The sequence below is a fragment of the Streptomyces sp. NPDC059092 genome, from assembly GCF_042756365.1.
Classification (GTDB): domain Bacteria; phylum Actinomycetota; class Actinomycetes; order Streptomycetales; family Streptomycetaceae; genus Streptomyces.
The window spans coordinates 129,843-149,662 of the sequence record NZ_JBHZEJ010000006.1; the positions used below are offsets into that span (position 1 = coordinate 129,843).

The window sequence follows — 19,820 nt, forward strand, 5'->3', positions numbered from 1 at the left end:
GCGATCATGTCCGTGTTCGAGCATGGCTTCCCCTTCGATCCGGCGTACGGCCGGACCCTTGACCAGCTCCTCACCCTCCCCGCACCGGCCGCACCGCCGGATTTCGACGCGTTCTGGCAGGAGCGGTACGAGGCGGCGCGCCGGGTGGCGACCGCGCCCGCGGTCGGTCCGCAGGAGGAGGAACGCGACGGGTTCCGGATCTTCGGGGTCTCCTTCACCTCCGTCGGCGGGCTGCGGCTCGGCGGCTGGCTGGTGCTGCCCGGCGACGGTCCCGCGGAGCACGGCTTCGTCATCGGGCACGGCTACGGCGGACGCCAGGACACCGGCGACGCCGTACCCCTCCCGCTGCCGCGCTCGGCGGCGATCCTGCCGTGCGTCCGGGGACTGGGCGCGCGCAGCCGCCGCCCCGGCATCCCGGGCGAGGCGGACCTGCATGTGCTGCACGGCATCGGGTCGCGCGACACGTATGTCATCGGTGACTGCGTGGCCGACCTGTGGTGCGCGGCGTCCGCGCTGCTGGAGCTGGTGCCGGAGCTGGCGCGGGACCCGGAGCCGGGGGAGGGCGGGGAGGCCGGGACGCCCGGCGGGAGGCTCGGTTACGTGGGCGGGAGCCTCGGCGGCGGACTCGGCGCGCTGGCGCTGCCGTGGGACCGGCGCTTCGCGTGCGGCCAGCTCACGGTCCCGACCTTCGGCGACCACCCGCTCCGGCTCGCGCTCCCCGGCGTGGGCAGCGGTGAGGCCGTACGGAAGTACTACCGCGACCACCCCGAGGTCCTGGACGTCCTGCCGTATTTCGACGCCGCCACGGCCGCGAGCCGGATCCGCGTCCCGGTGCTGGTGGCGCCCGCGCTCTTCGACCCCGCCGTGCCGCCGCCCGGGCAGTTCGCCGTCTACAACGCGCTGACGGGCCCGCGCGAGCTGCACGTCCTGCGTGCCGGCCACTTCGAGCACGCGGGCGGCGAGCAGGAGACGAAGGAGCTGGCCGCGGAGCGCCGGAGCTTCTTCGCGGAACGCCTGAGCGCCTGAACGCCTGAGGGCCCGAGCGCCTGAACGCCTGAGGGCCCGAGCGCCTGAACGCCTGAGCGCCTGAGGGCCCGAGCGAGGTAAAGGTAAAGGCACCCGAAAGAAAGACAGGCAGCCTTGCAAGGTTGCCTGTCCACCTCCTACGGTGAGCCCATGCCCGAGCCGACCGCACCGACCGAGCAGCCGTACGGAGGCCCCGCGCCCGCCGTCGGCGGGGAGCCGAGCCCCGAGCGGGTCGCCGCCGAGCTGACCGCCGTCGTCGGCCGGCTGATGCGCCGGCTCCGTACCACCTCGCCCGACGACCGCCTCACCCCCTCCCAGCGCTCCGTCCTGGCCCGCCTCCTCGGCGAGGGCCCGGCCACCACGGCGGCGCTGGCCCGCGCCGAGTACGTACGGCCGCAGTCCATGCGGCTCACGCTCGCCGCCCTGGAGGAGCAGCACCTGGTCCGGCGGACACCCGACCCCGACGACGGCCGTCAGTCCGTCGTCTCCGTCACGGAGACCGGCCGTACGACGCTCGCCGCGGTCTACGCCGCCAAGCAGGACTGGCTCTCCCGGGCGATCACCGACGAACTCGACGCCACCGAGCGCCGCGCCCTGGCCGACGCCACGGAGCTGATGCGCCGCCTCGGCGAGAGATGACCGCGGGCGCGCCCCCGTCGTACGCCGCCGGGCGCGGCCCCCTTGAACCTCCACACGCCTCACGCAAGGAGCCACCCCCATGACCGCCACCACCCTGGACCCGAGGACCGCCCTGGTCGTCGTCGACCTCCAGAAGGGCATCGTCGGCCTGCCCACCGCCCACCCGGCCGAGGACGTCGTCGCCCGCTCCGCCGAACTCGCCGCCGCCTTCCGGGCCAAGGACCTGCCCGTCGTCCTCGTCCGCGCCGTGGCCGCCGCCCCCGGCCGTACGGAGACGCCGATGCGCGGCCGTGGCCGGCCCGCCGCCGACTGGGCCGACCCGGCGGACGGCCTGGGCGCCGAGGAGAGCGACCACGTCGTCATCAAGCGCGTGTGGGGCGCCTTCCACGGCACCGACCTCGACCTTCACCTGCGCCGCCTGGGCATCACCCAGATCGTGGTGACCGGCATCGCGACCAGCAAGGGCGTCGAGTCCACGGCCCGCGCCGCCTACGAGCACGGCTACCACGTCACGGTCGCCACGGACGCGGTGACCGACATGGACGAGGCCACCCACCGCAACTCCGTCGAGCGGATCTTCCCGGCGCTCGGCGAGACCGGTACCACCGACGAGATCATCAAGCTCCTCGGCTGACCGGCGACACCGGCCCTGGTGGGGGTGCGTACGCGTATCTCCACCAGGACGGCCGTCGCTACGCGCCCCGGCGCCGGATCTTGTCGCCCAGCCAGACCAGCGGGTCGTACTTCCGGTCCGCCGCCCGCTCCTTCAGCGGGATCAGCGCGTTGTCCGTGATCCTGATGTTCTCGGGGCACACCTCCGTGCAGCACTTGGTGATGTTGCAGTACCCCAGCCCGTGTTCGTCCTGCGCCGTCCTCCTGCGGTCGAGCCCCGACTCCCCGGCCGCGTCCAGCGGATGCATGTCCAGCTCGGCCACGCGCATCAGGAAGCGCGGCCCGGCGAAGGCCGTCTTGTTCTCCTCGTGGTCCCGCACCACATGGCAGGTGTCCTGGCACAGGAAGCACTCGATGCACTTGCGGAACTCCTGCGAGCGCTCCACGTCGATCTGCTGCATCCGGTACTCCCCGGCCGCCACCCCCGGCGGCGGTACGAACGCCGGGATCTCCCGTGCCTTCGCGTAGTTGAAGGACACGTCCGTCACCAGGTCGCGGATCACCGGGAAGGCGCGCAGCGGCGTGACCGTGAGCGTCTCCTCCCGCGAGAAGACGGACATCCGGGTCATGCACATCAGCCGGGGCCTGCCGTTGATCTCCGCGCTGCACGAACCGCACTTGCCCGCCTTGCAGTTCCAGCGCACCGCGAGGTCCGGGGCCTGGGTCGCCTGGATCCGGTGGATGATGTCGAGGACGACCTCCCCCTCGTTCACCTCGACCGCGAAGTCCGTCAGCTCGCCGCCGTCCGCGTCGCCGCGCCAGAGCCTGAACCTCGCCTCGTACGAGGGGGAAGCCGCGCCCTGGACCTCACCTGTACCCGCGTCCGCGCCCGTCTCTGTGCTCACTCGTGAAGCTCCTCTTCGGCGAGGTACTTGACCAGCTCTTCCTTGTCGAACAGCGCCAGCAGGTCCGGCCGGATCGGCTCCGTCGTCCGCCGGCCGAGCTCGACGCGCCCCTCCGTGAGACGGCAGTACAGATTGATCCGGCGCCAGTCGGGCACCATGCCCGGCCAGTCCTCCCGCGTATGGCCTCCCCTGCTCTCCGTACGCTCCAGGGCCGCCCGCGCCACGCACTCGCTGACCAGCAGCATGTTCCGCAGGTCGAGGGCGAGATGCCACCCGGGGTTGAACTGCCGGTGTCCCTCGACCCCGGCGCGCGTGGCCCGTACGCGCAGCTCGGCCAGCTTCTCCAGGGCCTGCTCCATCTCGGCCTGCCGCCGGATGATGCCGACCAGGTCGTTCATCGTCCGCTGGAGCTCCTGGTGCAGGGTGTACGGGTTCTCGGCCGGGCCGCCGACCGGGTCGCCCACCGGTCCCTCCGCGCTGAAGGGGCGCAGCGCCTCGGCCGCCGCCGCGTCGATCTGCGCCTCGTCGGGGACCGGGCGTGCGGCGCCGTCGGGCCGGTCGGCCCCGGCGGCGAACCCGGCCGCGTGCTCCGCCGCGTACAGGCCCGCCCGCCGTCCGAAGACCAGCAGGTCGGAGAGGGAGTTCCCGCCGAGCCGGTTGGAGCCGTGCATGCCTCCGGCCACCTCGCCCGCCGCGTACAGCCCCGGCACACCGGCCGCCGCCGCGGTCTCCGAGTCGACGGCGATCCCGCCCATCACGTAGTGGCAGGTCGGGCCGACCTCCATCGGCTCCGCCGTGATGTCGACGTCCGCCAGCTCCTTGAACTGGTGGTACATCGACGGCAGCCGTCGCCGTACGACCTCGGCGGGCATCCGCGTCGAGACGTCGAGGAAGACCCCGCCGTGCGGCGATCCGCGGCCCGCCTTGACCTCGGAGTTGATGGCGCGGGCCACCTCGTCGCGGGGGAGCAGTTCGGGCGGGCGCCGGTTGTGGTCCGGGTCCTCGTACCAGCGGTCGCCCTCCTCCTCGGACTCCGCGTACTTCTCCTTGAAGACATCGGGGACGTAGTCGAACATGAACCGCCTGCCCTCGGAGTTGCGCAGCACCCCGCCGTCGCCGCGCACCGACTCCGTGACGAGGATGCCCTTCACGGACGGCGGCCAGACCATCCCCGTGGGGTGGAACTGCACGAACTCCATGTTCAGCAGGGGCGCGCCCGCGAGCAGTGCCAGCGCGTGGCCGTCGCCCGTGTACTCCCAGGAGTTCGACGTCACCTTGAAGGACTTGCCGATGCCGCCCGTGGCGAGCACGACGGACGGGGCCTCCAGCACGAAGAAACGGCCGGACTCCCGCGCGTAGCAGAAGGTCCCGGCGACCCGGCCGCCGTCGTCCTTCAGGATCCTGGTGACCGTGCACTCCTGATAGATCTTCAGGCGCGCCTCGTGGTCGCCGTACTTCCGGAAGTCCTCCTGCTGGAGGGAGACGATCTTCTGCTGGAGGGTACGGATCAGTTCGAGGCCGGTACGGTCGCCGACGTGGGCGAGCCGGGGGTACTCGTGGCCGCCGAAGTTGCGCTGGGAGATCCTGCCGTCGGGCGTACGGTCGAACAGCGCGCCCCAGGTCTCCAGCTCCCAGACCCGGTCGGGGGCCTCCTGGGCGTGCAGTTCGGCCATCCGCCACTGGTTGAGGAACTTCCCGCCGCGCAGGGTGTCGCGGAAGTGCACCTGCCAGTTGTCGCCCGCGTTGACGTTGCCCATGGAGGCGGCGATGCCGCCCTCCGCCATCACCGTATGGGCCTTGCCGAAGAGGGACTTGCAGATGACGGCGGTACGGGCACCGCGCTCGCGCGCCTCGACGGCCGCGCGCAGCCCCGCCCCTCCCGCGCCCACCACGACGACGTCCCAGGGCCGGCGTTCCAGTTGCGTCATGTGTGAAGGCTCACCTCGGAGTGACGGGAAGAAGCGTGGAGAGGCTGTCGGAGCGACCGCCGCAGTGACTAGAAGAAGCGCGGATCGTCGAAGACGCCGGTGGCCAGCAGATAGACGTAGAAGTCGCTGGCGGCGACGCTGATCAACGAGGCCCAGGCGAGCTGCATATGGCGGTGGTTCAGCTTCCCGGCCCAGCTCCAGAGCCGGTAGCGCACCGGGTGCTTGGAGAAGTGCCGCAGCCGGCCGCCGATGATGTGCCGGCAGGAGTGGCAGGAGAGGGTGTACGCCCAGATCAGCCCGATGTTGACGAGGAAGAGCAGCGTGCCCAGGCCCATATGGCCCCACGCGTAGTGCTCGTCGCGGAACGTGAGGGCCGTGTCGTACGAGAGGATGCCCGCGACCGGCACCGCCGCGTAGAAGAAGTACCGGTGCAGGTTCTGGAGGATCAGCGGGAAGCGGGTCTCGCCGGTGTACGTCGCGTGCGGCTCGGCGACGGCGCAGGCGGGCGGCGAGGCCCAGAAGCCCCGGTAGTAGGCCTTGCGGTAGTAGTAGCAGGTCAGCCGGAAGCCCAGCGGGAAGATCAGGATCAGCAGCGCGGGCGAGAGTCCCCACCAGCTGCCGAACAGCTCCCAGTTGGGGCCGTGCCGCATCGGGACGCAGCTCTCGGCGAGGCAGGGGGAGTAGAACGGTGAGACGTACGGCGCCGCGTAGTAGTCGCTGTTCGCGAAGGCGCGCCAGGTCGAGTAGACGATGAAGGCGAAGAGCCCGGCGGCGGTCCCGGCCGGCGCGAGCCACCAGCGGTCGGTCCGCAGATGGCGGGGTGCGATGGCGGCGCGCGAGGCGCCCCGCACGCCGCGTCCGCCGCGTGGCGCGTCCGTGCCGGGGGCCGGGGGCTGAGTACCGGTGGCCAACGAGCTCTCCTCGCAGTACGGGGGCCGGTAGGGGTATGGGGGCGGGCGCGGGGCCGGGGCCTTGCCGGAGGGCGGGAGCACCGCCGGGGCGTCCGGGCCGTGCGGGTCCTCAGGGGGCGCGCCGGTGGCGTACGCCCAGGCCCTCGTCGTCCGAGTCCGTCCACAGGGCGGTGTCGTACGGGGTGTCGGGGATGGTGACCAGGTCGTCGACCGGGCGGGCCGGCTCGGGCCTCAACGCGTTGTCGCGAGCCTGGGCCAGTTGGCGTTCCAGCCGCTCGACGGTGGACTCCAGGTCGTCGAGGCGGCGCCTGACCGCTGCCATCTCGTCTTGCAGGGACATGAGTTGCCCTCACTTCCACGATCGCCGGTGGCATGCGGGGGTCCGCCGGGTGACCCGTCGGACGCTCTCTGTGTGCGGCTGCGAGTGTCGCGCGTCACACACCCGCTTGTGAAGGCGTCGGCCCGCCTTTTCGGAACGGGGGCCCGGCCGGCCCGCGCGGGACGGCCGCTCGGGCGTGCGCCGGGGCGCGTTGCGCCGTGCGGGTGGGATTCGCGGCGCGCGCCGACGTGTCTGCGCCGTCACTCCCGTCCCGTCCCCTTCAGTGAGTGGGCAATAGGTGTGATCATCTCTAAATTCCACAAACAGGACGAAGAGGTACAAGCCATGTCCCACGTCGGCGCCCCACGCGGGAGGACATGCTCCCGAACGCTCCGCTCCGTCGCGCTTCTGACCACCGGTGTGCTCGCCCTGCCCACCCTGTCCGCATGCACCTCGGAGACGGACGGGAGCGAGTCCTCGGCCGCCGCCGCCCCGGACATCGCGGCCACCCACCGGGACGGCGTCAAGCAGGGCGGCTCCGTACGCTGGGCGATCGACACCATGCCCGCCACCCTCAACGCCTTCCAGGCCGACGCGGACGCCGCCACCGGCCGGATCGCCGACGCCGTACTGCCCTCGCTCTTCCGGATCGACAAGGCCGGCCGGCCGCAGCGCAACCCCGACTATCTGGAATCCGCCAAGATCGTCGAGCGTGAGCCCAAGCAGGTCGTGCTCTACAAGCTCAACCAGCAGGCGGTGTGGAGCGACGGCAGGGAGATCGGGGCACCGGACTTCGTGGCGCAGTGGCGCGCGCTGCGCGGCAAGGACTCCGCGTTCTGGACGGCGCGCAACGCCGGCTACGAGCGGATCGAGAAGATCGAGCGCGGGGCGAACAACCTGGAGGTGCGCGTCACCTTCAACAAACCCTACGCCGACTGGAAGTCCCTGTTCACCCCCCTCTATCCCAAGGAGGTGACCGGGAAGCCGAACGCGTTCAACGACGGCGCCAGGGCCGCTCTGAAGAAGACGGCGGGCCCCTTCACCCTCAAGAAGGTGGACCGCAAGGCCAAGCAGGTCACGCTCGTCCGCGACCCGCGCTGGTGGGGACAGCCCGCCAAGCTCGGCTCGCTCGTCCTGAGCGCCGTGCCGCGCTCCAAGCGGGCCGCCGAACTCGCCGCCGGGAAGCTCGATCTCGCGGAGATCGACAGCGGCGCGGCGAAACGTATCGCCTTGGCGGTCAAGGAGAAGGGATCCGGCGGCCAGGCGCTCACCCACGGCCCCGGCTCCGAGACCACCCCGGCCTCCGCCCTCCGCTCCTGGGCGCTGGCCCACGGCTCCGACGAGGAGCAGGCGGAGCTGGCACAGGAGGCCAGGAAGGCCAACGCCGAGGCCGTCAGGCAGTACGCGACCGAGCAGAACGGGCTGAGCGGGATCGTCGTCCGCAAGTCGCTGGAGCCCGCCTACACGCAACTCGCCCTGAACGGCGAGTCGGGGCCGCTGGCCGACGAGCGGGTACGGCGCGCCGTGGCCCGCGCGCTCGACCGCAAGGAGCTGGCCGAGACCGTGCTCAAGCCGCTCGACCTGCCGGCCAAGCCGCCGGGCAGCCATCTCGCGCTGGCCGGGCAGGAGGCGTACGCGGACAGCAGCCGGGCGCTCGGCAAGCAGGACACGCACGAGGCGCTGGCGCTGCTGGCCGACGCGGGCTGGACGCCCGGCGGCGCGGTGCAGAAGCCGGACGGTACGAAGGCGGGGAGCGCGGGCGAGCGGAAGAAGGCCGCCGGGGAGAACGGCGAGGACGGCGAGGCGTCCGACGAGTCCGACGAGTCGACGACCGACGAGAAGCGCGCCGAACGAGGGCAGAACGGCCCGGACACCAAGGCCGCCGACAAAGCCTCCGACGGGGCCGCCGACAAGCCCGCCGACAAGAAGAGGCGTGACGCGGACGCGGAGAACGACGCCGCCTCCGACGAGGGCATCTACATCGTCGGCGACGACGGGAAGCCGGGCCAACCGGCGCCCCGCCGCGAGTCCGTCACGTACGTCCTCGCCCCCGCACCGGCCGCCGCCCTCCAGACCACGGCCCTGCTGCGCCAGGCCGCGGCGGTCGACGACACCGACACCGCACGGCAGGCCGTGAAGGCCGCCCAGGACAGCCAGGACCGGCCGGGCGGCATGGCGGGCGCGTACGCCCCCCGCGGCACGGCCGCCCCCGGCGCCAAGGGCTCCGCCTCCGCCTCGCCCGTCCCGGTGGGCGGCCCGCTCGGCAAGGAGGGCAAGCCCCTCACGCTCCGCTTCGTGCTGCCCGCCGGTGAGGGCACCGAGTCGCTGCGCGCCGTCGGCGAGCGGATCTCGCGGATGCTCGACCGCGTCGGGATCAGCACGGAGGTCACCAAGGTCGCCGACGACAGCTACTTCAAGGACCACATCGCCTCCGGCGACTACGACCTGGCGCTCTACTCCTGGCCCGCCAGCCCCTACCCGGCCACCGACGGCCGGCCGATCTACGCCAAGCCCGTACCCGCCAGCGACGGATCGCTGCTGGTGGAGCAGAACTACACGCGGGTCGGTACGGACCACATCGACCAGCTCTTCAACCGCGCCGCCGCCGAACTGGACGAGAAGACGTCCCGCGACCTCGTACGCCAGGCCGACGCCCGGATCTGGGCCGCCGCGGGATCCATCCCCCTCTACCAGCGCCCCCAGCTCGTGGCCGTCAGGCCGGGACTGGTGAACGCGGGCGCCTTCGGCTTCGCCGCCCCCCGCTACGAGGACATCGGCTGGGAGAAGCCGGGCGACGCGGGCCCGAACGCCAACAAGAAGAAGTAGCGGAAGCGAGAACGAGAAGGGGGCTGGGCGGAAACGGGAAGCGGCGCGGAAATAGCCGTGAAGCACCAGGTCAGCGCCGTTTCGTAAGCTCAGGAACCCATCAATTCACTTGCCCGCCGGCCACCCCGGCGGGCAAGCTCGTTCCCGTCCCTGACCCGGGCGTCTCCACCCTCCGTATCCGCCGCGATCCACCGCGCACACCCCACGCAAGCACCCCGTAACCACCCCGCGCGCACCCCCGCGGCACCGTGATCCATCCCTCTCCGATCGGGCCGGGAAGCCCCATACGCCTTGGCCCCGTACGATGGAAGAGCCGTGGCGTGTCCGCCCGGCGGGCGTACGAGGAAAAACGCCGCACCCACGATCGAGAGAAGCGCCAGCCAGCATGCCCACGCGCCACGACATCCGTAACGTCGCCATCGTCGCCCACGTCGACCATGGCAAGACCACTCTGGTCGACGCCATGCTGAAGCAGGCCGGCGCGTTCGCCGCGCACGCCGCCGAGCACCTCGACGATCGGATGATGGACTCGAACGACCTGGAGCGTGAGAAGGGCATCACGATCCTCGCCAAGAACACGGCGGTGAAGTACCACCCGAAGTCGGGTGGCGACCCCGTCACGATCAACATCATCGACACCCCCGGCCACGCCGACTTCGGCGGCGAGGTCGAGCGCGGTCTGTCGATGGTCGACGCCGTCGTGCTGCTCGTCGACGCGTCGGAAGGCCCTCTTCCGCAGACGCGCTTCGTGCTCCGCAAGGCCCTCTCCGCGAAGATGCCGGTCATCCTCTGCATCAACAAGACGGACCGCCCCGACTCCCGGATCGCCGAGGTCGTCGACGAGACGTACGACCTGTTCCTGGACCTGGACGCGACCGAGGAGCAGATCGAGTTCCCGATCGTCTACGCCTGTGCGCGGGACGGCGTCGCCTCGCTGACCAAGCCCGAGGACGGTACGGTCCCGACCGACAGCGAGAACCTGGAGCCGTTCTTCTCCACGATCCTCGCCCATGTCCCGGCCCCCGAGTACGACGAGTCCGCGCCGCTCCAGGCCCACGTCACCAACCTGGACGCCGACAACTTCCTCGGCCGTATCGCGCTGTGCCGCGTCGAGCAGGGCGAGCTGAAGAAGGGCCAGACCGTCACGTGGATCAAGCGTGACGGCACGATGTCCAACGTCCGCATCACCGAGCTGATGATGACGGAGGCGCTGACCCGCAAGCCCGCCGAGAAGGCGGGCCCCGGCGACATCTGTGCCATCGCCGGTATCCCGGACATCATGATCGGCGAGACCCTGGCCGACCCCGAGAACCCCATCGCGCTGCCGCTGATCACGGTCGACGAGCCCGCGATCTCCATGACCATCGGTACGAACACCTCACCGCTGGTCGGCAAGGGCGGCAAGGGCCACAAGGTCACGGCCCGCCAGGTCAAGGACCGCTTGGACCGCGAGCTGATCGGTAACGTCTCGCTGCGCGTCCTGGACACCGAGCGCCCCGACGCCTGGGAGGTGCAGGGCCGCGGTGAGCTGGCGCTGGCCATCCTGGTGGAGCAGATGCGCCGCGAGGGCTTCGAGCTGACCGTCGGCAAGCCGGAGGTCGTCACCAAGCAGGTCGACGGCAAGACGCACGAGCCGATCGAGCGCATGACGATCGACTCCCCCGAGGAGCACCTCGGTGCCATCACGCAGCTCATGGCGACCCGCAAGGGCCGCATGGAGACGATGACGAACCACGGCTCGGGGTGGATCCGCATGGAGTGGATCGTTCCGTCGCGCGGGCTCATCGGCTTCCGTACGGAGTTCCTCACGCAGACCCGCGGCACCGGCATCGCCCACTCCATCTTCGAGGGCCACGAGCCGTGGTTCGGCGAGCTGCGCACCCGTCACAACGGCTCGCTGGTGGCGGACCGCTCGGGCTCGGTGACGCCGTTCGCGATGGTCAACCTCCAGGAGCGCGGTGTCATCTTCACCGAGGCCGGCACCGAGGTGTACGAGGGCATGATCGTCGGCGAGAACTCGCGCGCCGACGACATGGACGTCAACATCACCAAGGAGAAGAAGCTCACCAACATGCGCGCCGCCTCCGCGGACACCACGGAGAACGTGGTGCCGGCGCGGAAGCTGTCGCTGGAGCAGTCCCTGGAGTTCTGCCGCGACGACGAGTGCATCGAGGTGACCCCGGAGACGGTCCGTATCCGCAAGGTCGTCCTGGACCAGAAGCAGCGCGGCCGTACCGCCTCGCGCGCCAAGCACGGCTGACACGCTCCCGCCGGGCACGGCTGACGTGCTCGGGACCGGGCTGCGGCTGAGGCCCGGCGTCCGGTCCTGAGCGGGTACGTCATCAGGACCAGAGCAGGTACGCAGAATGACGGCCCGGACCCTCGCGGAAGCGCGTCGGACCGGGCCGTTCGTCCATTCGATTTACACCCCGGAAACACCTCTGGACCCGACCAAAACGTCCGGATATCGGTGTGCGCTCTCCGGAACATGTGTTAACAGTCCGTTTCGGGTGTGTCTGTCTGTTCTCGTTTGTCCGGATTTCGGGCCAGCACGCCGGGTCGATGTTGTCAAAACGAGACCCTTTAAGTGTGGTTTACAGGTCGGGCGTACTCAATAGTTGGCTCCGTTGAGCTCGGGTCAATGGGTCATGCGCGATGGGGAGCGCCGACTCACGAGCACACTCGGGGTACTGCCGAACAGCCCGCTGTCAGGGGTGTCAGCGCGCGTAGACAGTGCCCGTCTTGTAGTGACTAAGTGGACTCATGAGGAGGAAACCCATGCGCGGTGCCAAGAGCGCCAAGTGGGTCGTGGGCGCGATTGTCGTCGCAATGACGATGACGGCGTGCGGTGGCGGCAGCGATGACGAGGGCAAGGCGGCGTCGAAGGAGAAGGGCAAGCCCGCGGGCTACATCTCCATGGACAACGGCGAGCCGCAGAAGCCGCTGATCCCGGCCGACACGAACGAGTCGGTGGGCTCCAACGTCATCAGGTCGCTGTTCACCCAGCTGCTTGAGTTCGACAAGGACGGCGGCATCGTCTACACGAACGCCGAGTCCGTGAAGTCGACCGACTCGAAGACGTGGACGGTCAAGCTCAAGGACGGCTGGAAGTTCCACGACGGCACCCCCGTCACGGCCGAGTCGTACGTCAAGGCGTGGAACTGGTACGCCAACGTCGACAACAACATGCAGAACGCCTTCTGGTTCGGTGACATCGCCGGTTACGCCGACGTCCACCCGGAGAAGGGCAAGGCCAAGAAGGACAGCATGTCCGGCCTGAAGGTCGTCGACGACACGACCTTCACCATCGAGCTCACCGAGGCCGTGCCGTACTTCGAGTACAAGCTCGGCTACTCCACCTTCGCGCCGCTGCCCGAGGTCTTCTACAAGGACACCAAGGCGTTCGGCCAGGCCCCGGTGGGCAACGGTCCCTACGTCTTCGAGAAGTGGGACCACAAGAAGCTCATCCAGGTCAAGGCCAACCCGGACTACACGGGTCCGAACAAGGCCAAGAACAAGGGTGTCCTCTTCAAGAACTACGCGACCATCGAGGCCGCGTACCAGGACCTCCTCTCCGGCAACCTGGACCTGATCAAGCAGGTCGGCCCGAAGGACCTGCCGAAGTACAAGGCGGACCTCGGCGACCGTGTGATCGACGAGCCGTGGGCCGGTCTCCAGACCATCACGCCGGTGTTCTACTCGAAGACCTTCAAGGGGATCAACCCCAAGGTCATCCAGGGCCTGTCGATGGGTATCGACCGTGCCACGATCACCAAGACGGTCCTCAACGGCACCCGTAACCCGGCCACCAGCTTCACCCCGCCCGGTGTCGCCGGCCACCAGAACCTGAACACCGACGTCTTCACGTTCGACGCCGCCAAGGCGAAGAAGCTCGTCACCGAGAACGGTGGCGTCCCGGACAACAAGATGTGGATCCAGTACAACGCCGACGGTGGCCACAAGGAGTGGGTGACCGCGGTCTGCGAGTCGATCCGTAACTCCACCGGTGTGGACTGCATCCCGGACGCCAAGCCGGACTTCCAGACCGACCTGGAGGCGCGCGACAACAAGCAGGTCAAGTCCGCGTACCGCGGTGGCTGGGTCGCCGACTACCCGGTGAACGCCAACTTCATGAAGGAGCTGTACGGCACCGGCGCCGAGGCCAACAACGGCTTCTTCTCCGACAAGGAGGTCGACGCGGCCTTCAAGAAGGGCGACAACGCCAAGTCCCTGGACGAGTCGGTCAAGGCGTTCCAGGACGCGGAGCAGCTTCTCCTGGAGAAGATGCCGGCGATCCCGCTGTGGGAGTACAAGACCAACGGCGGTTTCTCCAAGGCTGTGGACAACGTGGGGATCGACTTCCACGGTGACTACGTCCTCACCAACGTCACCGTCAAGTAGCGGGCCCCAGGGCCTATTCCCCCCACTCGGCCGGAAGCCGCCGTCACGGCGGTAGTCCCGGGGCCGCTCCCCTCTGTCAGGGGGAGCGGCCTTCGGGGCTGAAGTTATCCATTCGGAGGCACACATGGGGCGTTATGTCGCGCGGCGACTGCTCCAGATGATCCCGGTGTTCATCGGGTCAACCTTGCTGGTCTTCTCCATGATGTTCGCGCTGCCCGGTGACCCCGTGCGCGCGCTCGCCGGTGAGCAGACCGTCGATCCCTCGCAGATCGCTGCGATGAAGAAGGATCTCGGGCTCGATCTGCCGCTCTGGCACCAGTACTGGAACTATCTGACCGGTCTGTTCCAGGGTGATTTCGGTACCCAGATCGCCAGTGGGCGACCTGTCGCCGACATCATTTCCGAGGCGTTCCCGATCACGGTCCGGTTGGCCCTGTTCGCCTTCGCCTTCACCGTGCTCGTCGGTATCTCGATGGGGGTCTTCGCCGGTCTGAAGGCCGACACCCTCCGGGACCGCGGGCTGCTCGTCCTGACCCTTCTGCTGATCTCCGTTCCGTCCTTCGTGCTCGGCTTCCTCGGCCAGTACTTCTTCGCCTTCCAGCTCGGCTGGGTGGACCCGAACGTGAGCGCGGACGCGAACTGGGACGAGCTGTTCCTGCCCGCTGTGGTGCTCGGCTCGCTCTCCCTGGCGTACGTGGCACGGCTCACCCGTACCTCGATCGCGGAGAACCTCCGCTCCGACTACATGCGCACCGCGGTGGCCAAGGGGCTGCCGCGCCGTCGTATCGTCGGAGTGCACCTGATGCGTAACTCCATGATCCCGGTGGTCACGTTCCTCGGCACCGACCTGGGCGCCCTGCTGGGCGGCGCGGTCGTCACCGAGGGCATCTTCAACGTCAAGGGTGTCGGGTACGTCACCTTCGACGCGCTCAGGCACCGCGAGGGCGCCACGGTCGTGGGCATCGTCACCCTGATCGTGATCGTGTATCTCGTCGCCAGCCTGCTCGTCGACCTGCTTTACGCGGTCCTGGACCCGAGGATCCGTTATGCCTGAGGCACTCAAGGACACCACCAAGGACACCGGTGGGGTGAAGCCGGCCGAGGCACTGGCGGACACCCCGGCGACGCCCGCCGACGCCTCGGTGGGCAAGCCCCGCAGCCTCTGGTCGGACGCCTGGCACGATCTGCGCCGCAACCCGCTCTTCCTGGTCTCGGCCGTGCTGATCGTGGTCCTGCTGGTGATGGCGACCTTCCCCGGGCTGTTCACCGGTGCGGACCCGCGGTACGCGGACCTCGCCAACCACTACCTGCAGAAGCCGAACTGGAGCCACCTCTTCAAGGACGACTGGTTCGGGTACGACATCCAGGGCCGCTCGATCTACGCGCGCGTGATCTACGGGGCCCGCGCCTCGATCACCGTCGCCCTCGTCGTCACCGCGCTCGTCACCCTGCTCGGTACGGTCGTCGGCATGCTCGCCGGATACTTCGGCGGCTGGATCGACACGCTGCTCTCCCGGGTCACCGACATCTTCTTCGGCGTGCCCTTCATCCTCGGCGCGATGGTCGTCCTGACCTCCTTCGAGGAGCGTCACGTGTACGTCGTGATCCTGGCCCTGGCCTTCCTCGGCTGGACCCAGATCGCCCGTGTCGCCCGAGGCTCGGTGCTCACCGTCAAGCAGGCGGACTACGTGATGGCGGCCAAGGCGCTCGGCGCCTCGACCACCCGGATCCTGCTCCGGCACATCCTGCCCAACGCGATCGCACCGGTGATCGTCGTCGCCACCATCGCGCTCGGCGGCTACATCTCGGCCGAGGCCACGCTGTCCTTCCTGGGCATCGGCCTCGCCGAGCCGACCGTCTCGTGGGGTGTCGACATCTCCTCGGGCCAGGAACAGCTCCGTAACGCCGCGTTCGTCCTGATCATCCCGTCCGTCATGGTGTCGATCACCGTTCTGGCGTTCATCATGCTCGGCGATGCGGTACGCAACGCCCTCGACCCCAAGCTGCGCTGAGGGAGGCGTACATGACCATCATCGAGAAGACAGCGGACAGCTCCGCTCCACAGGACGCGGACGGCGAAAGCGGCATGCTGCTGGAAGTCCGTGACCTGCACGTCGAGTTCCACACCCGGGACGGCGTGGCCAAGGCGGTCAACGGGGTCAACTACAGCGTCGCCGCCGGGGAGACCCTGGCCGTGCTGGGTGAATCCGGCTCCGGCAAGTCCGTCACCGCCCAGGCGATCATGGGCATCCTCGACATGCCCCCCGGCCGTATCCCCCAGGGAGAGATCCTCTTCCAGGGACGGGACATGCTCAAGATGAGCAACGACGAGCGGCGCAAGATCCGCGGCCGGAAGATCGCGATGATCTTCCAGGACGCGCTGTCCTCGCTCAACCCGGTGCTCTCCGTCGGCTACCAGCTCGGTGAGATGTTCCGGGTGCACCAGGGCCTCTCCAAGAAGGAAGCCAAGGCCAAGTCCATCGAGCTGATGGACCGGGTCCGTATCCCGGCGGCCAAGGACCGGGTGAACGACTACCCGCACCAGTTCTCCGGCGGTATGCGCCAGCGCATCATGATCGCCATGGCGCTCGCCCTGGAGCCCGACCTGATCATCGCGGACGAGCCGACGACCGCGCTCGACGTGACCGTGCAGGCCCAGGTGATGGACCTCCTCGCCGAGCTCCAGCGCGAGTTCAACATGGGGCTGATCCTGATCACCCACGACCTCGGCGTCGTGGCCGACGTCGCGGACAAGATCGCGGTGATGTACGCGGGCCGCATCGTGGAGACCGCGCCGGTCCACGAGATCTACAAGCGCCCCGCGCACCCGTACACCCGGGGCCTGCTGGACTCGATCCCGCGCCTCGACCAGAAGGGCCACGAGCTCTACGCGATCAAGGGCCTCCCGCCCAACCTGCTCAAGATCCCGAGCGGGTGCGCCTTCAACCCGCGCTGCCCCTCGGCGCAGGACATCTGCCGTACGGAGGTCCCCGCGCTGGCGCAGGTGACCGAGCGGGACGGCGGCGAGCTGCCCGGACGCGGCAGCGCATGCCACTTCTGGAAGGAGACGATCCATGGCTGAGCCGGCGAAACGTGACGAGGCCGCGGCCATGGGCGGCGCGGAAGCGGCGGACACCACCCCGAACGTCACCGAGGTGGACGTGGTCGACGCGGGGAGCGAGTCGGCCTCCGTCGCCGCGATCGAGGCGCCCGTCGAGCGGGGCGAGCCGATCCTCCAGGTTCGTAACCTCGTCAAGCACTTCCCGCTGACGCAGGGCATCCTCTTCAAGCGGCAGGTCGGCGCGGTCAAGGCCGTGGACGGCATCTCCTTCGACCTGTACCAGGGCGAGACCCTGGGCATCGTCGGCGAGTCCGGCTGCGGCAAGTCCACCGTCGCCAAGCTGCTGATGATGCTGGAGACGGCCACCGCGGGCGAGGTCTTCTTCAAGGGCCAGGACATCACCAAGCTGTCCGGGCGGGCCCTGAAGGCGGTACGGCGCAACATCCAGATGGTGTTCCAGGACCCGTACACCTCGCTCAACCCCCGTATGACGGTGGGCGACATCATCGGGGAGCCGTTCGACATCCACCCCGAGGTCGCCCCGAAGGGCGACCGGCGGCGCAGGGTCCAGGACCTGCTGGACGTCGTCGGCCTGAACCCGGAGTACATCAACCGCTACCCGCACCAGTTCTCCGGCGGACAGCGCCAGCGCATCGGCATCGCCCGCGGCCTCGCGCTCAACCCCGAGATCATCATCTGCGACGAGCCGGTCTCGGCGCTGGACGTCTCCGTCCAGGCCCAGGTCATCAACCTGATGGAGAAGCTCCAGGACGAGTTCAACCTCTCCTACCTCTTCATCGCCCACGACCTGTCGATCGTCCGGCACATCTCCGACCGGGTCGGCGTCATGTACCTCGGCAAGATGGCCGAGATCGGTACGGACACCCAGATCTACGACCACCCGACGCACCCCTACACCCAGGCGCTGCTGTCGGCGGTCCCGGTCCCCGACCCGGAGGCCCGCGAGGGCCGCGAGCGGATCATCCTCACCGGAGACGTCCCCTCCCCGGCGAACCCCCCGTCCGGCTGCCGCTTCCGCACCCGCTGCTGGAAGGCGCAGGACCGGTGCGCGGAGGAGGTGCCGCTGCTCGCCGTCCCGGAGCGCTTCAAGGACTCGGACACCGGGAACGCGCACGAGTCCGCGTGCCACTTCGCTGAGGAGAAGGACGTGGTCCACGCGGCCTGACCGCGCGTCACGCCGTCACCGCCACGCCCCGCACCAGGGCCCGGAACCGTACGCACGGTTCCGGGCCCTGGCCCGTTCGCGGTGCGCTCTTTCCGCGTTGCGTTGAGTAATACGATCACGACAGAATCCGGCTCATGACCACGAGCGGCAAGGGAACACCAGGGCACCAACGGCCCGAACCCGGCGACGTACGTACGCAATCCGCACACCTGGGCGGATCCACTGGGGCTGAAGCCGTGCAAGACACGGGTATCTCCGGTGGCATCCGACTGGGCCACCAAGGGTGCTCATATACACATTCCCTTGAAAAAGAAGCCGGGCCTCGAAGATGAGGTGCATGTATATGTGGATGATGCCGGAAACATTGCAGGATCGCCCATCAGGCTCGAAACTGGCTGGGCTTCAGAAAAGAGCGTTCAGGCTGCCGTGGACGCAGTGAACACCGATCCCAAGCTACGCGCGGATCTGCTCACCAAGGTCAAGGCGGCCCAAGAGCACATGCTTGATCACAATTGGGGCAACAAAAAGAATCGCGGTGCGTGTGAGGTCGAGGGACCGATCCTCAGGCGTCCAGAGGCTTGGGCGGAAGAGGTATCCGCATGAATGAGAAAGTTCGCGCGGTTTTCACGGACGACACCATCACGGTGTATCAGGCGTACCCGGCAAGGATTGCTGCCCCCGCATTGGATGCGGGCACGTTTGTCGATCCGTTCAGGCGTGCCAGGATGACCTGGATCAAGCCCTCGTTCCTCTGGATGATGTATCGCTCGGGCTGGGCCACGAAACCGGATCAGGAGCGGATCCTGTCCATCGAGATCACGCGGGAAGGCTTCGAGTGGGCGCTTTCCCGTGCCTGCCTCAGCCATTTCGACCGGACCCGGTTCGGCACCAAGGCGGAGTGGCGGGCGGAGCTGGAGTCGAGTCCGGTCCGGGTGCAGTGGGATCCGGACCGTGATACCGGGCTGAATGCGCTGTCCCGGCGTGCCATTCAGGTCGGTCTGTCGGGGGAGGCGGTCGACAGGTATCTGGATGAGTGGATCGTCGGCATGACCGACGTCACGGGCATGGCCGGCGACATTCGCCGGGCGGTTCGCGGTGGGGACGACGAGGAAGTGGCTGCCCTGCTGCCGGTGGAGCGCGAGTATCCGCTTCCGGCGGCCGTGAGGGAACGGATCGTGCCCACGCGGGTGGCGGTGTGATCGGTCGGCGTGCAGACCCGTACCCGCTGCGTGGGTATGCGACGAAGTGCGCCGGCCTCTCGGCTGACCACGCCCGCCGGTGGTTGGCTACAGGTTGTCGAAGTCGCCTGTGGCCATACCGGACTTGAAGGCCTGCCACTCACCGGGTGTGAAGCACAGATGCGGGCCCGACGGGTTCTTCGAGTCGCGGACCGCCACTCCGCCGCCGGGGAGCGGCGCCAGCTCGAAGCACTGGCCATTGTTGGCGGTGAAGCTGCTCTTCTGCCAGGACAGCGCGGCCGGGTCGATCGAGTAGAGGTCTGCCTTCTCCATCAGTCATTCTTCCTTGCTCAGGGTGCGCGCGATGACGTCACGGCTCTCCTCCCGAGAGTAGGCGGACTCGGTGAGGCCACGGAAGAGCCGGTGCAGTCGGCGCAGGTCACGGAGTCCTTCCATGGTCAGGCTCCCTGCGACGGACTCTCCGAAGGCCACGTCCGGTACGTCATCGTCCGCGAACTGAAGGATTCTGAACGCCCCGATCTGGGCTGCCTCCTCGCCCTTCTCGTACGGGATGACCCTGAGGCCGACGGATGCGTGCGCCGAGATCTCCAGCAGGTACCTGAGCTGTTCCAACATTCATGAGACCAGGGCGAGCATCAGCAGAGCAGGAGAGCCGGCGGTGCCGCCCGGTTCCGCGGCGATGAGGGTCGGCAGAGGCTCGCTGCGTGGGCGTATCCACATCCCGCACGACGTCGACGACCTTCCTGATGATCTCGCCGACGCCTTCGGGATGCGCTGATGCGCCATCGAGGAGTCGCTCGGGAGGAC

General features: G+C 68.9%; 18 protein-coding genes. 12 read left to right on the plus strand and 6 right to left on the minus strand.

Features of this window, described 5'->3' with window-relative positions:
• The first annotated feature begins 6 nt into the window (after window positions 1–6).
• The 3 genes from ACFXPL_RS06140 (at window position 7) to ACFXPL_RS06150 (ending at window position 2,299) form a co-directional block, all read left to right on the plus strand.
• Window positions 7–1,026: an acetylxylan esterase gene (locus tag ACFXPL_RS06140; RefSeq protein WP_384913221.1), complete on the plus strand. Its 1,020-nt coding sequence runs from the start codon at window positions 7–9 to the stop codon at window positions 1,024–1,026.
• A 150-nt stretch (window positions 1,027–1,176) separates the two neighbouring features.
• On the plus strand, window positions 1,177–1,665 hold the full coding sequence (locus ACFXPL_RS06145) for a MarR family winged helix-turn-helix transcriptional regulator (RefSeq protein ID WP_384913224.1): 489 nt from the start codon (window positions 1,177–1,179) through the stop codon (window positions 1,663–1,665).
• Window positions 1,666–1,744: 79 nt separating this feature from the next.
• Window positions 1,745–2,299 carry an isochorismatase family protein gene (locus tag ACFXPL_RS06150; RefSeq protein WP_384913228.1) on the plus strand — a complete coding sequence of 185 codons (555 nt, stop codon included), beginning with the start codon at window positions 1,745–1,747 and terminating at the stop codon, window positions 2,297–2,299.
• A gap of 58 nt (window positions 2,300–2,357) precedes the next feature.
• On the opposite strand, the gene ACFXPL_RS06155 is transcribed toward ACFXPL_RS06150, so the two are convergent.
• The 4 genes from ACFXPL_RS06155 to ACFXPL_RS06170 all read right to left on the minus strand — a co-directional run bounded on the left by ACFXPL_RS06155 (window position 2,358) and on the right by ACFXPL_RS06170 (window position 6,361).
• Window positions 2,358–3,182 carry a succinate dehydrogenase/fumarate reductase iron-sulfur subunit gene (locus ACFXPL_RS06155; protein ID WP_384913231.1) on the minus strand — a complete coding sequence of 275 codons (825 nt, stop codon included), beginning with the start codon at window positions 3,180–3,182 and terminating at the stop codon, window positions 2,358–2,360.
• A complete protein-coding gene (locus ACFXPL_RS06160) occupies window positions 3,179–5,110 on the minus strand; it encodes a fumarate reductase/succinate dehydrogenase flavoprotein subunit (protein WP_384913234.1) in 1,932 nt (643 codons plus the stop codon). The genes ACFXPL_RS06155 and ACFXPL_RS06160 overlap by 4 nt, the downstream gene beginning before the upstream one ends.
• Window positions 5,111–5,178: 68 nt before the next feature.
• Window positions 5,179–6,021 carry a hypothetical protein gene (locus ACFXPL_RS06165; protein WP_384913237.1) on the minus strand — a complete coding sequence of 281 codons (843 nt, stop codon included), beginning with the start codon at window positions 6,019–6,021 and terminating at the stop codon, window positions 5,179–5,181.
• Between the two features lie 109 nt (window positions 6,022–6,130).
• Window positions 6,131–6,361: a hypothetical protein gene (locus ACFXPL_RS06170; RefSeq protein ID WP_384913240.1), complete on the minus strand. Its 231-nt coding sequence runs from the start codon at window positions 6,359–6,361 to the stop codon at window positions 6,131–6,133.
• A gap of 324 nt (window positions 6,362–6,685) precedes the next feature.
• Here ACFXPL_RS06170 and ACFXPL_RS06175 point away from each other — a divergent pair, with 324 nt between their 5' ends.
• The 9 genes from ACFXPL_RS06175 to ACFXPL_RS06215 all read left to right on the plus strand — a co-directional run bounded on the left by ACFXPL_RS06175 (window position 6,686) and on the right by ACFXPL_RS06215 (window position 19,013).
• Window positions 6,686–9,166, plus strand: coding sequence for an ABC transporter substrate-binding protein (locus ACFXPL_RS06175; RefSeq protein WP_384913243.1), 2,481 nt, complete (start codon window positions 6,686–6,688; stop codon window positions 9,164–9,166).
• A gap of 385 nt (window positions 9,167–9,551) precedes the next feature.
• Window positions 9,552–11,426 (plus strand): translational GTPase TypA, encoded by a 1,875-nt coding sequence (gene typA / locus ACFXPL_RS06180; RefSeq protein WP_384913245.1) that lies wholly within the window; start codon window positions 9,552–9,554, stop codon window positions 11,424–11,426.
• Window positions 11,427–11,944: 518 nt separating this feature from the next.
• Window positions 11,945–13,567: an ABC transporter substrate-binding protein gene (locus ACFXPL_RS06185; protein WP_384913249.1), complete on the plus strand. Its 1,623-nt coding sequence runs from the start codon at window positions 11,945–11,947 to the stop codon at window positions 13,565–13,567.
• A gap of 124 nt (window positions 13,568–13,691) precedes the next feature.
• Window positions 13,692–14,621, plus strand: coding sequence for an ABC transporter permease (locus ACFXPL_RS06190; protein WP_384913251.1), 930 nt, complete (start codon window positions 13,692–13,694; stop codon window positions 14,619–14,621).
• Complete coding sequence (locus ACFXPL_RS06195) at window positions 14,614–15,579, plus strand: ABC transporter permease (protein ID WP_384913254.1); 966 nt, start codon at window positions 14,614–14,616, stop codon at window positions 15,577–15,579. Before ACFXPL_RS06190 ends, ACFXPL_RS06195 begins: the two co-directional genes overlap by 8 nt.
• An 11-nt stretch (window positions 15,580–15,590) precedes the next feature.
• Window positions 15,591–16,649: an ABC transporter ATP-binding protein gene (locus ACFXPL_RS06200; RefSeq protein ID WP_384913257.1), complete on the plus strand. Its 1,059-nt coding sequence runs from the start codon at window positions 15,591–15,593 to the stop codon at window positions 16,647–16,649.
• Window positions 16,642–17,814: an ABC transporter ATP-binding protein gene (locus tag ACFXPL_RS06205; protein WP_384913259.1), complete on the plus strand. Its 1,173-nt coding sequence runs from the start codon at window positions 16,642–16,644 to the stop codon at window positions 17,812–17,814. The genes ACFXPL_RS06200 and ACFXPL_RS06205 overlap by 8 nt, the downstream gene beginning before the upstream one ends.
• 303 nt (window positions 17,815–18,117) lie before the next feature.
• Window positions 18,118–18,417: a hypothetical protein gene (locus tag ACFXPL_RS06210; RefSeq protein ID WP_384913262.1), complete on the plus strand. Its 300-nt coding sequence runs from the start codon at window positions 18,118–18,120 to the stop codon at window positions 18,415–18,417.
• Entirely contained in the window at window positions 18,414–19,013 is a 600-nt protein-coding gene (locus tag ACFXPL_RS06215; protein ID WP_384913265.1) for a DUF4291 domain-containing protein, read from the plus strand. The genes ACFXPL_RS06210 and ACFXPL_RS06215 overlap by 4 nt, the downstream gene beginning before the upstream one ends.
• Before the next feature lie 87 nt (window positions 19,014–19,100).
• Here ACFXPL_RS06215 and ACFXPL_RS06220 read toward each other — a convergent pair whose 3' ends face one another.
• Window positions 19,101–19,325 carry a DUF397 domain-containing protein gene (locus ACFXPL_RS06220; protein WP_384913267.1) on the minus strand — a complete coding sequence of 75 codons (225 nt, stop codon included), beginning with the start codon at window positions 19,323–19,325 and terminating at the stop codon, window positions 19,101–19,103.
• Window positions 19,326–19,328: 3 nt separating this feature from the next.
• Window positions 19,329–19,628: a Scr1 family TA system antitoxin-like transcriptional regulator gene (locus ACFXPL_RS06225; RefSeq protein WP_384913270.1), complete on the minus strand. Its 300-nt coding sequence runs from the start codon at window positions 19,626–19,628 to the stop codon at window positions 19,329–19,331.
• Window positions 19,629–19,820: the final 192 nt, after the last annotated feature.